Here is a 13746-nt window from a genome sequence, read left to right as displayed (position 1 = left end):
ATGTCTATTCTTTCTTTTCAAATGCCAGAAAAAGTGGTAATGGAAAAAGCAGACGATTTTCATGGTCTGTTCGAATTCAAGCCGCTTGAAAAAGGATATGGTGTAACTATCGGTAATGCTTTAAGAAGAATTTTATTATCTTCTCTTGAAGGTTATGCGATCACAGGAATCAAAGTTCCTGGCGTGTTACACGAGTTCTCAACAATTCCTGGCGTAAGGGAAGATGTAACTGAGATTATCTTGAACCTTAAGCAAGTTCGTTTCAAAAAGATTTCTGACGTGAACGAAAATAAAATCGTTGTTAGTATCAAGAAACAAGCTTCTTTCAAGGCTGGAGATATTGCTAAGTTTACTTCTGCTTATCAGATCCTAAACCCTGAATTATTAATCTGCAATGTAGATTCTAATTCAAACTTTGACATTGAGCTAACACTTGAAAAAGGTCGTGGTTATTTGCCTGCAGAAGAGAACAAACCAGCAGAACAAATCTTTGGTTATATTCCAATCGATGCTATTTTTACACCTATCAAAAATGTAAAATACAGCGTTGAGAATACAAGGGTAGAACAAAGAACGGATTACGAAAAACTAATTCTTGAAATATTAACGGATGGGTCTATTCACCCGGAAGATGCATTGAAAGGTGCTGCTAATATTTTAATAAAACACTTCATGTTATTCTCAGATCAAACAATGACGTTTGAAGCTGTGAAAGCTGAGGAAGAAGAGACAGTTGATGAAGAATTCTTACACATGAGAAAACTTCTTAAAACTTCTCTGGCTGATCTAGACTTGTCTGTACGTGCTTACAACTGTTTAAAGGCTGCTGATATCAAAACATTAGGAGAGCTTGCTACTCTTGATATTTCTGACATGATGAAGTTCCGCAACTTTGGTAAGAAGTCTCTAAACGAGTTAGAGCAGTTAATTATAGATAAAAACTTATCCTTTGGAATGGATACGGCTAAGTACAAACTTGACGAGGATTAATCGCAATGAGACACGGTAAAAAAGACAATCACCTAGGTAGAACAGTAACTCACAGAAGAGCTCTATTATCAAACATGGCTTCTTCTCTGATTCTTCATAAAAGAATTTCTACTACAGTTCCTAAGGCTAAGGAACTAAGAAAATATGTTGAGCCATTGATTACAAAAGCGAAAGCAGATTCTACGCACAGTAGAAGAACGGTTTTCTCTTATCTTCAAAATAAAGATTCAGTAAAAGAACTATTTGATAATGTTGTTGAGAAAATCGCAGCAAGACCAGGTGGTTATACTAGAATCCTTAAAACTGGAGCCCGTATCGGTGATAACGCTGATATGTGTATCATTGAATTAGTTGATTACAACGAAACATACGTAAAAGATTCAGAAGTTAAAGTTGCAGCAAAAAGAACACGTCGTTCTACTGCAGCTAAGAAAGATGATTCTTCTGAATCAACAGGTGCTGAACCACAGGCATAATGCTAACCAAGCAAAAATGTTTAACAATATCTTAAATAAAAAAGGATTTGACTTTTGTTGAATCCTTTTTTATTTTGTCAAAATCCAAATCAAAAAGAATGAAACTCCACGAACAAAAAGAAGCATATTTAATGCTTGAAGATGGTACCTGGTACAAAGGTATTGCAGTTGGTAAAATCGGGACTACATCAGGCGAGATTTGTTTCAATACAGGGATGACAGGGTATCAGGAAATTTATACCGATCCGTCGTATTATGGGCAAATCATTGTAAACACTACAAGCCATATTGGAAATTATGGTGTTAAAGAAGACGAACAGGAATCTGCCGGTGTTAAATTCAGCGGATTGGTTTGCAGAAATTTTTCAGAAATGTTTTCACGGAAGGACGGCGATGGATCACTTCAGGCTTACTTCGAGAAAAATAATATTGTAGGTATCAGCGATGTTGATACACGTGAACTGGTTCGTTATATCCGTTCTAAAGGAACAATGAATGCAGTGATTTCTTCTGAAATTTTAGATGTGGAAAAACTGAAAGAAGAAGTTAAAAAGGTTCCTTCTATGAAAGGCCTTGAACTTTCAAGCAGAGTTTCTACTAAAGAAAGTTATTTCTTAGGAAATCCGGATGCTAAATACAAAGTGGCTGTATTGGATCTTGGTGTTAAAACCAACATTTTAAAAAACCTTACAGACAGAGATTGTTACTTAAAAGTATTCCCGGCTAAGACAACCTATGCTGAAATGAAGCAATGGTCACCAAATGGTTATTTTATTTCTAATGGGCCTGGTGACCCAGCTGTAACAAGCTATGCAATTGATACGGTAAAAAATATTTTATCTGAAAACAGACCGATGTTTGGAATTTGCCTGGGGCATCAGATCTTAGCGGAAGCAAATGGTATTCCGACATATAAAATGCCAAATGGCCACAGAGGTTTGAATCATCCGGTAAAAAACTTAATTTCGGGTTTGTCTGAAGTGACTTCTCAAAATCACGGATTTGCAGTGGATGCAAATGCAGTGCCTAAGGACAGCAATGTTGAGATCACACACATAAACTTAAATGATAATACAGTAGAAGGTATTCGGTTGAAAGATAAGAATGCATTCTCTGTACAGTATCACCCTGAGTCTTCTCCGGGGCCACATGATTCCAGATACTTATTTGATCAATTTGTATCAAACTTAAACTAGTATATTAAAATAAATTTAAATAAAACGAAGATGAGCTTAATAGAAGAAATCGTTGCACGTCAGATTTTTGACTCAAGAGGAAATCCTACTATCGAAGTAGATGTAATTACAGAAAATGGTTTAATCGGTAGAGCAGCAGTTCCATCTGGTGCATCAACTGGTAAGCACGAGGCGGTTGAATTGAGAGATAATGACAAATCAATATACATGGGCAAAAGCGTTTTAAAAGCGGTTGCAAACGTAAATGATATCATTGCTCCTGAATTGATCGGTTCTCACGTATTCGAGCAAAATTTGATCGATCGTTTAATGATTGATTTAGATGGTACTGCTAATAAAGGTAAATTAGGTGCTAACGCAATCTTAGGTGTTTCTTTAGCATTAGCTAAAGCTGCTGCTCAGGAAGCTGGTTTACCATTGTACAGATATGTAGGTGGTGTTAGTGCTAACACATTGCCTGTACCAATGATGAACATCATCAACGGTGGTTCTCACGCAGATAACTCAATCGATTTCCAGGAGTTTATGATTATGCCTACTGGTGCAAAATCATTCACTGAGGCTATGCGCATGGGGTCTGAGATTTTCCATAATCTTGCAAAAGTATTGAAATCAAAAGGCATGTCTACAAACGTAGGTGATGAAGGTGGTTTCGCTCCAAACATTGCTTCTAACGAAGATGCATTGATCACTGTTATTCAGGCTATCGAAGCAGCTGGTTACAGACCGGGTGAAGATGTTATGATTGCATTTGATGCTGCTTCTTCTGAATTTTATGATTCTGAAACAAAGTTATACCACTTCAAAAAATCAACCGGTGATAAATTAACGTCTTCTCAAATGGCTTCTTACTGGGCTGATTTGGTTAAGCGTTATCCAATCGTATCTATCGAAGATGGTATGGATGAAGATGACTGGTCTGGTTGGGCTGAATTGACTAAACTGGTTGGCGATAAAGTACAATTAGTAGGTGATGATTTGTTTGTTACAAACGTAAGCCGTTTACAGCAAGGTATCGACCAGGGAATTGCTAACTCTATTCTTGTTAAAGTAAACCAAATCGGTTCATTAACGGAAACAATCTCTGCTGTTAACTTAGCGAAGAGAAATTCATATACTTCAGTTATGTCTCACCGTTCAGGTGAAACAGAAGACAATACAATCGCTGACTTGGCAGTTGCATTGAATTGTGGTCAAATCAAAACGGGTTCTTGTTCCCGTTCTGATCGTATGGCGAAATACAACCAATTGTTACGTATTGAAGAAGAATTGGGTGAAGCTGCATACTTCCCTGGTAAGAACATGCGTAAGTAATATAACTCAAGGTCCCGCTATTAGCGGGACCTTTTTTTTTGTAAATTGCGGTATGAAAATATTCGAATGGACAAAAACGCTACCTCCTTTCTTTAGGAATTTTTTCTTCCTATTCTCTGTAGTTTTTATCATCTGGATGATTTTTTTTGATTCAAATGATATAATAAGTCAATACAAAATGAGAAAACAGCTCAGCGATCTTGAAAATGAGCGTGAATACTACGAACAAAAAATTATTGAAGTTAAAGCGGAAGAAGAAGCTTTAATGCAGGATAAAGTAAAGCTTGAAAAATTTGCACGGGAGCATTACTTAATGAAAAAACCAACCGAAGACATCTACATTCTCGTAGAGGAAGAATAAAACGCGATAGTTATAACTCATCAACGAACGCTTTTTAAATAACAAGCATTATTATTATTATTGAATTGATTCTGATTTAATGAATACATATACACGGTACGTTACCATAATCTGGACACTATTTATAGGCGGTTTATACACCATATTTTTATGGTCTGTTTTAATACGCTTTAATTATTTAGGTGCGTTTGGCGAAATGCCGGATCTTGTAAAATTAGAAAATCCTAAAAATGAACTGGCATCAGAAGTATACTCTTCCGATGGTGTATTGCTTGGTAAGTATTTCAGAGAAAACAGAAGCCCGGTTACGTACGCAGAAATTTCTCCGAATGTAATCAATGCATTAATTACTACGGAGGATATTCGTTTCAGAGAGCACGCAGGCATTGACTTAAAAGGTGTGTTCGCAATTTTTTACTATATGGTAAAAGGTGATCAGCGCGGGTCCAGTACAATTACGCAGCAACTTGCCAAGAATTTATTTAAGACTCGAGGCATAAAGGACAAAGGGTTACTGGGATACATTCCTGGTTTTAATATTTTAATTGCTAAAGTAAAAGAATGGGAACTTGCTATTACATTAGAGAAGATGTATACCAAAAATGAAATTCTTGCGCTTTACTTAAACACGGTTGATTTCGGGAGTAATTCATTTGGAATAAAAGTAGCAGCTAAAACGTTTTTTCAAACAAGACAGGATAGCTTAACCATTCCGCAAGCCGCGATGCTTATTGGATTGCTGAAGGCCCCAACATCATATAGCCCGATTTTAAATCCTGAAAATTCATTTAAAAGAAGAAACACGGTATTGCAATTGATGTATGAAAATGGAATCATTGATCAAACGCAATTCAATTCGTATAAAAAGCAGCCGATCAAATTGAATTACGAAGTGGAAAATCACACCGATGGTCTTGCACCTTATTTCAGAACAATGGTTAGTAAATACCTGCAGGAGTGGTGTAAGAAAAACGATAAAGATTTATATGGCGGCGGTTTAAAAATATATACAACGATTGATTCACGTATGCAGGTGCATGCGGAAGCAGCCGTTGCAGAGCATATGAAAGTACTGCAACGAAGGTTCAACAAGCATTGGGAAGGTGAAAAACCATGGCGTTATCAGAACAAAACGGAGATCCCGAATTTTATTGAAAACATCGCAAAGAAAACAGAACGTTATAAAGCGCTTGAAGATAAATATGGAAAAGATCATGATTCTGTCATGATTGCCTATAAGACACCAATCCCGATGACTGTGTTTAGCTGGAGCGGAGATATTGACACGTTAATGAGCCCATATGATTCGATTGTATATTACAAACATTTTTTACATACGGGTTTTATGACGATGGATCCATATTCCGGTTTTATTAAAACCTGGGTCGGAGGCATTAACTACAAGCATTTCCAATATGACCATGTGCAGCAAAGTCAGCGCCAGCCCGGGTCTTCGTTCAAACCATTTGTATATGCAACGGCTATAGCAAAGGGGGTTTCACCTTGTACACTGGTGCCGGATTTACCTATTACATTTAAATATAAAGAAGACGGAAAAGAAATTGTGTGGACACCACGCAATGCTGACTGGGTGTACTCGGGAGATTCTTTAAACTTACGTCAGGGGATGGCGCGGTCTATCAATACGATTGCAGCGCGTGTAACAAAGATGGTTGGTGTACAGCCAGTTATTGATATGGCGCACAACCTCGGCATTGAAAGTGAATTGCGTCCGGTTCCTTCGGTATGTTTAGGATCAAGTGATGTAAACGTTTTTGAAATGGTAGGTGCGTACAGTACGTTTTTAAATAAAGGTGTATGGACAGAGCCAACGTTTATTGAACGTATTGAAGATAATAGCGGTAATGTTATTTATGAGGCAATTCCTAAACGCAGAGATGCATTAACAGAAGAGGTTGCGGCTGTCATGGTGCATATGCTTAAAGGTGGCACAGAAGAGGGCGGAGGTACGTCTCAGGCATTGTTCCAATATGATATATTCAAAGGCAATGAAATGGGCGGTAAGACTGGTACATCTTCCAATTATTCAGATGGATGGTTCATGGGAATATCTACGAAACTTGTAGGCGGTGTATGGGTAGGGGGAGAAGACCGCAGCATACATTTCAGAACTTCTGCTACCGGAGAAGGGTCTAAGACAGCCTTGCCCATCTTCGGCTTATTTATGGAAAAAGTATACGCAGATAATTCGCTGGATATTAAAATGGGCAGATTTAAAATGCCGGCGAAATTAAGTATCAATATTAATTGTCCGAGAAGAGCTTCACGTGTTGTTGTCGATAGTCTTGCGATTTCTGAAGAAGAAGATCAATTGCCGGAAGCAGAAATCAAAGAGTAGTATATTCGAAAACTAAGACTACGTTAACTATGGAAGGAACACCCATCATTCAAATAAAACCTTTGGGTTTTCCCTGGGAAACATTAGATCCGTTTATTTTCTGTGTGCATCACAGAGATGATTTTCCGAAAGGCAATGACAACATGGGGCCCTCCGTTTCACTGGCAGGGCGAACCATCGGGCAGGATTTTTCCGGTAAAGAAGGCTGGAATATGTATCATGGAAAAACCATGCCGGGCTTTCCATATCACCCGCACCGGGGCTTTGAAACCGTTACAGTGGTTAAAGAAGGTGTGATTGATCATACAGATTCTTTGGGAGCGGCCGGCCGCTTTAGCGGTGGTGATGTACAATGGATGACTGCTGGAAAAGGAGTTTTGCATTCAGAAATGTTCCCGCTGGTACATTCAGATAAAGGTAACCCTATGGAGTTGTTTCAGATCTGGCTGAATCTTCCAAAGAGAAGCAAGTTTGTACAGCCGCATTTTAAAATGTTGTGGAAGGAAAATATTCCGGTATTAAATGAAATGGATAGTAACGGCAATAAAACAGAAGTGAACGTAATTGCCGGTAACCTGAAAAGCTTTCATGGACCTGAACCAACACCGGATTCCTGGGCAGCAGAACAAGGTAATGATGTTTCTATTCTTACAATTAAACTTGATGCGCATGCAACGTGGACATTACCAAAGACAGACGCTGGTGTAAACAGGATGCTGTATTTTTATAAAGGTAGTTCAATGAAGATTGCAGCAACTGATATTTCTGTTTATCATTCTGTACAATTAAAATCTGACATCGATGTTATTTTGCAAGCAGGTGTTGAAGATTGTTATTTGTTACTGCTTCAAGGTAAACCCATGAACGAGCCGGTAGTGCAATACGGACCGTTTGTCATGAATACGGAAGAAGAGATCAGAGAAGCATTTGCAGAATATCAGAAAACACAATTTGGTGGCTGGCCCTGGCCAAATCATGAGCAGGCACATGCGCGTGAGAGCGGGCGGTTTGCGCTGCATGCGGATGGAAGAGAAGAAAAGATGTAGAAAGTTTAAAGTGTAGAGTGTAAAGTGCAGCATTAAATAAACAGTCGTCAAATATTTATTAATAAGAAGCGCATCACTTTACACTTTGTACTCTATACTTTCTTCATCCTGCAAAATCATCAAACGCTTTATCTGCAACACGAATGATATGATTCTTGATAAACGCAGCACCTTCTCTCGCTCCGTCTTCCGGGTGTTTCAGGCAGCATTCCCATTCTAATACAGCCCAGCCAGGAAAATCATATTGTGTAAGTTTACTAAAGATAGCTTTGAAATTTACCTGTCCGTCGCCTAAGGATCGGAATCTTCCCGGACGATCGATCCAATCCTGATAACCGCCATACACACCAGCACGGCCAGAAGGATTAAACTCCGCATCCTTCACATGAAACATTTTTATGTGTTCGTGATAGATGTCGATGTAGTCCAGATAATTCAATTGCTGTAAAACAAAATGACTCGGATCGTATAAAATATGTGCACGGGAATGATTATCCGTTGCTTTCAGAAAGCGTTCAAAGGTAATACCATCATGCAGATCCTCACCCGGGTGAATTTCATAACATAGATCAACACCAGCCTGATCAAAAGCATTCAGAATAGGCAACCAGCGTTTTGCTAATTCTGTAAACCCCTCTTCAACACTTCCTGCTTTACGCTGTGGCCACGGATACATGGTGTGCCATAGCAATGCACCTGAAAACGTTGCATGCGCAGTTAATCCTAAATTCTGTGAAGCTTTCGCAGCATACATTAACTGCTGTGTCGCCCATTCTGCACGTGCTTTCGGATTGTTATGAATAGCTGCCGGAGCAAAGACGTCAAACGCTGCGTCATAAGCAGCATGAGAGGCTACCAGCTGTCCCTGTAAATGACTTGTAAGTTCTGTGATCTCTAATCCTGCTGCATGAACAACCGCTTTGATTTCATCGCAATACGTTTTGCTCTCTGCCGCTTTTTGAAGATCAATACAGCGGACATCCCAGCTGGGGATCTGTACACCTTTATAGCCAAGGCTTGCAGCCCAGTCACAAATATTTTTAAGATTGTTGAATGGTGCAACGTCGCTCATAAACTGAGCTAAGAAAATGGCAGGACCTTTAATTGTTTTCATTTATAAACGTAAATGAATTATGAATTATGTCCGCCGCGGCGGAATGAATTATGAATTAATTTTTTATAGGAACTTATAGTTGTTTCCATGTTGCATTCTCTTTGCCTGAAATAATTACGGTTTCTATAAACTTCATGCCTCTGATTCCGTCTTCAATGGTTGGATAATCCAGTAATGGATTATGAGTTATCTGATCTTCAAAAGAGTGGACAGCTTTGGAAAAATTTCTGTATATGTTTGCCATAGCTTCTATATAACCTTCCGGATGACCTGCCGGTATACGGCAGTGCAGGCGTGCATGTTCAGAAAGGTAGGAATGATTTGCACCTGCTCTCCGTAGCTGCGTCGGCTGGTCATTTTGTTTTACTATCAATGTATTGGGTTCGGATTGCAGCCATTCCAATCCCGCGTGTTCACCATACACGCGGATCTTTAATTCATTCTCTTCACCGTTCGCTATCTGGGATGCAATTAAAACACCTTTAGCGCCATTATCAAAGCGCAGTAAAATGTTTGCGTCATCATCCAGTTTTCTTCCAGCCACAACGCTGCTAACGTCTGCACTTAATTCCGTAATTTTCAAACCCGTAATATATTCAGCAATATTTTCAGCATGTGTTCCGATATCTCCCACGCAACAGCTTAGGCCTGCCTGCGCCGGGTCTGTACGCCAGCCGGCCTGTTTTTGTCCATCGCTTTCGATTGGCGCAGATAGCCAGCCTTGCGGATATTCAACAATTATTTTTCTGATGGTGCCCAGCTTTCCTTTTGCAATCAGATCTCTGGCTTCTTTCACCATCGGATAAGCGGTGTATGTATGTGTTAAACCAAATAATAAACCTGTTTCTTTTACCTGTATACCCAATTGCTCAGCCTCAGCAACGGAGAATGCCAGTGGTTTTTCACATAGCACATGGAAACCATGTTTTAAAGCCAGTAAGGCTGGCTGAGCATGCAAATGATTTGGTGTAACAATAGAAACAAATTGCATGCGTACATCGGCGGGTAACTGTGCTTCCTGAACAATCATTTCTTCATATGATGCATAGATCCGTTCTTTCGGAAGATGTAATGCTTCTCCGGTTTGTATTGAACGCGCTGCATTGCTGCTGAATGCGCCGCAAACAAGTTCAATAGTGCCATCCAGGGCAGCAGCCATTCTGTGGACGGATCCAATAAATGCGTCAAGACTTCCGCCGATCATTCCCATTCGTATTTTCGAACTCATATTGCCGTTGGAGTAGTATTTGATTGTTAAATATAGGAAAGAATCTTAATAAGTGTAGAGTGTAAAAGTGTAAAGTGTACATGTCAACATTGTTCCATGGTAAATATTAAGAAACGATTACACTTTACACGCTCAGCTTTACACTTTCTTATACCTTACTTCTATAACTTATTACAATTTTGCTACATTTGAATTTATGGAAACACACATCAATCCGAACAAATTATTTTTTGCCAGCTGCATTGCTATTATTGCAACAGCGATGACGTTTGCCATTCGTGCCGGACTGGAAAAGGAATATTGTCACGTATTTTCGCTCAACCATGAACAGATTGGTTATGTACTGGGTACTGCTTTCTGGGGATTTACGCTGTCAATCATTTTTGGCGGCTTTCTCTGTGATCTGTTAGGCATGAAGCGTTTACTTGCCATTGCATTTGCAGGACATGTGCTGGGTATTATATTGACCATCCTGTCAGATGGATTCTGGTCGCTGTTTTATTCAACCTTGCTCATAGGTATTGCAAATGGAATGATTGAAGCTGTTTGTAATCCATTGGTTTCGACCTTATATAAAAATGATAAAACAACAAAGCTAAACCGCCTGCATGTATGGTTTCCGGGCGGCATTGTGATCGGCGGATTGATCGTATTCTTTTTTAAATCCTGGGGAATTGCAAAAGAGTATCAGCTGGCAACGATTTTAATTCCTACGTTTATGTATGGGATATTATTTTTTAAGGAACATTTTCCCGCAACCGAACGGGTAGATTCAGGTATATCTTTCAAGCAAATGTTTCAGGCTTGTTTGAATCCGTTATTTATTGTAATGTTATTTTGTATGCTGTTAACAGCAAGTACAGAGTTTGGCACCAATCAATGGATCTCAAATTTTCTTGGCAGCTTAGGTGTGAAAGATATTTTGCTGCTCGTATATATAAATCTACTGATGGCTATTGGAAGAACCTTTGCAGGAGGTTTTGTACATACGCTTTCGCCGATTGGTATGCTGATCTTCTCGGCTGTTTTTTCAGCTATCGGATTATTGATGTTTGGCTATGTGGAGGGATATTGGGCATTTCTACCGGCAACTATTTTTGCATTTGGCATTTGTTTCTTCTGGCCAACCATGCTTGGTTTTGTTTCAGAAAATTTACCGAAAACAGGAGCACTTGGTATTTCATTGATGGGCGGTGCCGGCATGCTGTCTGTTTCATTTGTACTTCCGTTTATGGGGAAATTGTACGATAGTAAAACGTTAGCGCATATGCCCGCGGGACATGCGTTAGAAGCATTACATACAATAAATGAATCGCATGCGGATAATGCACGATTGAAAACAGCACAACTTATAGCGGGTATAGAGACCCTGCAATTGGTTGCCCTGCTGCCTGTAATATTAACGGTGGTATTTACAGGAATTTATCTCGCAAAGAGAAAATTGCGAAATAATAAATCATGAATTAACGGGTCAATTAAAACTGTGGCAGTATATAGTGCGGAGAACTGGATGCTTTTATACTGTAAGGTGAATAGCCATACGGAATTAACGGGTATGATTTGTTTACAGGATAGTATGCAGGTGGATACAAAGATGCCGGGGAATACGAGCCGTAAGGTATTAAGGCTCCGATGATTTGATTCGGAACACTATATGGATTCAATAAAGAATTTTTATTTATTGGTACATATGCAGGAATAGCAGACGGATTTATTTTATTTTTTGTTGTGTCAGTATATTGCGCATTTAATGCTGTAAGCCAAACATGATTTGTTATGCTGTTACTTGCGAACATGCGAATGTTCGTATTAAAAGATGTATCTGCCTGAAATGGCGGGCGCATGTATTTTCTATACATAATTTGTCCTTGTGCCATATCCGGCAAAAGCAACAGAATAAAAAAAACAATGTTGTTAAGATAAATATATCTATTCATAGTCAAAAAAAGTTTATATAACAACATAAACACACATCGCTGAGGTTCAAAACTCAACGATGTTATGTTGTTTTTTTATAGCGCAGATAAACTAAAAATATACATGCGCAAATCTTTGATCTTTTTATTTCCTTCTTCGCTCCATTCAATTCCTATGTTATCTTTAGGGCTTAATAACACAGTCTTGCCTGATTTTTCAGCGGTAGTTGCACCTAATTTTTTAGAATAAAAATCAACCAGTTCCGCTTTTAATGCTTTAAGACTGCTGTCATTTTTTGGGTATAGAAATACTTCAATGGAATTTAATTTTTCTTTATTGAAATTATAAATAAGGTCAGCTTCTTCGGTTCCATCAAGAGCAACCGTGTAGGTAGCACTTGCCGCGTCTTCTTCAATTTTTTGTAATTCCGGTTCAGTAGCGGTAGAAATGCTTTCTCCTATTTTCTTTCCTCTGAACAGAGCTGTATCTGTTACCATCAGTAATTTGAATTTAGATGAATAACCGGCAAGCGGACCTACAAGCGTATCCGTACTTAAGGTATCTGTCAGAACCAGATTTGTATTCTCACTAAAATTATCGCACGAAAAAAATACTGTCGTACACAAAGCAATAGCTAGGATCGAAAAGATATGTTTCATTTTTTTATTTTACTTCTTTAATGGCCAATTGTCCGCAGGCAGCATCAATGTCTTTACCGCGGCTTCTTCTAATATTAACGATAATTCCTTTGTCAGTCAACACTTTTTTGAATTGTTCCAGCTTATCTACCGATGTATTCATAAAATCAGCTTCCTGGATCGGATTGTATTCAATGATATTGATCTTGCAGGGAATGTTTTTTGCAAAAGCATATAATTCTTTCGCATCCTGAGCCGTATCGTTTACACCATCAAATACGATGTATTCAAACGTAACCGAAGACCCTGTTTCTTTACAGAAATGCAGCAACGATTCTTTCAATACATTTAAATTATTCGTTTCATTGATCGGCATAATGGTATTACGCTTCACATCATTGGCAGCATGTAACGATAACGCCAAACGGAACTTCACTTTTTCATCACCAAGTTTGGTGATCATTTTTGCAATACCTGCAGTAGAAAGGGTAATACGTTTTGATGCAATGTGTAAGCCCTCTTCAGACGTTACTTTATCAATACCTTTCAAAACGTTTGTATAATTCAGTAAAGGCTCACCCATGCCCATCAATACAATGTTTGTAAGCGGAGTCTGGTAATGCTCTTCAGCGGCTTCTTTGATTAAAACTACCTGATCGTAAATTTCATACGGTTCAAGATTACGCTTGCGGTCCATGTAACCGGTTGCGCAGAACTTGCACGTAAGCGAACAGCCTACCTGTGAAGAGATGCAGGCCGTCATACGGTCGTCGGCTGGTATTAAAACGCCTTCAACCAGATAACCGTCGTGTAATTTAAAACCGAATTTTATGGTGCCATCAGTACTTACCTGTTTCTGAGAAATAGTAACCGGGTTGATGGAAAAGTTGTTTTCTAATAATGTGCGTGTTTCTTTCGAAAGGTTAGTCATCTGTTCGAAAGAACGGGCAGAACGTTTCCAAAGCCATTCGTAGACTTGTCTGGAACGGAATGCTTTTTCACCTGAGGCAACAAAAAAATCTTTAAGCTCCTCAGCACTAAGGCTGCGGATACATTTCTTTTTGATTTCTGTAGATGTAGTTTGCATGCTACAAAAGTACAACATTA

At 38.9% G+C, this 13746-nt stretch carries 13 protein-coding genes; 8 read left to right on the top strand and 5 right to left on the bottom strand.

The features are described from left to right. The 7 genes from CHU_RS15245 (at position 1) to CHU_RS15215 (ending at position 7742) form a co-directional block, all read left to right on the top strand. Entirely contained in the window at positions 1–990 is a 990-nt protein-coding gene (locus CHU_RS15245) for a DNA-directed RNA polymerase subunit alpha (RefSeq protein ID WP_011586485.1), read from the top strand. Positions 991–995: 5 nt separating this feature from the next. Continuing rightward, positions 996–1466 (top strand): 50S ribosomal protein L17, encoded by a 471-nt coding sequence (gene rplQ, locus CHU_RS15240; RefSeq protein ID WP_011586484.1) that lies wholly within the window; start codon positions 996–998, stop codon positions 1464–1466. Between the two features lie 98 nt (positions 1467–1564). Continuing rightward, a complete protein-coding gene (gene carA / locus CHU_RS15235; RefSeq protein WP_011586483.1) occupies positions 1565–2662 on the top strand; it encodes a glutamine-hydrolyzing carbamoyl-phosphate synthase small subunit in 1098 nt (365 codons plus the stop codon). A 30-nt stretch (positions 2663–2692) separates the two neighbouring features. Further along, entirely contained in the window at positions 2693–3976 is a 1284-nt protein-coding gene (gene eno / locus CHU_RS15230) for a phosphopyruvate hydratase (RefSeq protein ID WP_011586482.1), read from the top strand. Between the two features lie 52 nt (positions 3977–4028). After that, a complete protein-coding gene (locus tag CHU_RS19810) occupies positions 4029–4337 on the top strand; it encodes an FtsB family cell division protein (protein WP_011586481.1) in 309 nt (102 codons plus the stop codon). A 79-nt stretch (positions 4338–4416) separates the two neighbouring features. Beyond that, positions 4417–6696 carry a penicillin-binding protein 1A gene (locus CHU_RS15220; protein WP_011586480.1) on the top strand — a complete coding sequence of 760 codons (2280 nt, stop codon included), beginning with the start codon at positions 4417–4419 and terminating at the stop codon, positions 6694–6696. Positions 6697–6725: 29 nt separating this feature from the next. Next, on the top strand, positions 6726–7742 hold the full coding sequence (locus CHU_RS15215; protein ID WP_011586479.1) for a pirin family protein: 1017 nt from the start codon (positions 6726–6728) through the stop codon (positions 7740–7742). 103 nt (positions 7743–7845) lie between these two features. On the opposite strand, the gene CHU_RS15210 is transcribed toward CHU_RS15215, so the two are convergent. Together CHU_RS15210 and CHU_RS15205 are read right to left on the bottom strand one after the other, a co-directional pair. Then, positions 7846–8856: a sugar phosphate isomerase/epimerase family protein gene (locus CHU_RS15210; RefSeq protein ID WP_011586478.1), complete on the bottom strand. Its 1011-nt coding sequence runs from the start codon at positions 8854–8856 to the stop codon at positions 7846–7848. A gap of 73 nt (positions 8857–8929) precedes the next feature. Continuing rightward, complete coding sequence (locus tag CHU_RS15205; RefSeq protein WP_041932441.1) at positions 8930–10084, bottom strand: Gfo/Idh/MocA family protein; 1155 nt, start codon at positions 10082–10084, stop codon at positions 8930–8932. Between the two features lie 196 nt (positions 10085–10280). Between CHU_RS15205 and CHU_RS15200 the strand changes: the two genes are divergently transcribed. Continuing rightward, entirely contained in the window at positions 10281–11546 is a 1266-nt protein-coding gene (locus tag CHU_RS15200; protein WP_011586476.1) for an MFS transporter, read from the top strand. A 13-nt stretch (positions 11547–11559) separates the two neighbouring features. Here CHU_RS15200 and CHU_RS15195 read toward each other — a convergent pair whose 3' ends face one another. The 3 genes from CHU_RS15195 to rlmN form a co-directional block, all read right to left on the bottom strand. Continuing rightward, positions 11560–12021: a hypothetical protein gene (locus CHU_RS15195; protein WP_041932440.1), complete on the bottom strand. Its 462-nt coding sequence runs from the start codon at positions 12019–12021 to the stop codon at positions 11560–11562. A 75-nt stretch (positions 12022–12096) separates the two neighbouring features. Then, the gene (locus CHU_RS15190) at positions 12097–12660 is read right to left on the bottom strand and encodes a hypothetical protein (protein ID WP_011586474.1); all 564 of its coding nucleotides are present in this window, start codon (positions 12658–12660) and stop codon (positions 12097–12099) included. A 4-nt stretch (positions 12661–12664) separates the two neighbouring features. Next, positions 12665–13726: a 23S rRNA (adenine(2503)-C(2))-methyltransferase RlmN gene (gene rlmN, locus CHU_RS15185; protein WP_041932439.1), complete on the bottom strand. Its 1062-nt coding sequence runs from the start codon at positions 13724–13726 to the stop codon at positions 12665–12667. Positions 13727–13746 lie beyond the last annotated feature (20 nt).

It is taken from the genome of Cytophaga hutchinsonii ATCC 33406, from assembly GCF_000014145.1.
Taxonomy (GTDB): Bacteria; Bacteroidota; Bacteroidia; order Cytophagales; family Cytophagaceae; genus Cytophaga; species Cytophaga hutchinsonii.
The sequence above is the reverse complement of the archived record's forward strand: the minus strand, read 5'-3'. Positions and strand labels throughout refer to the sequence as shown.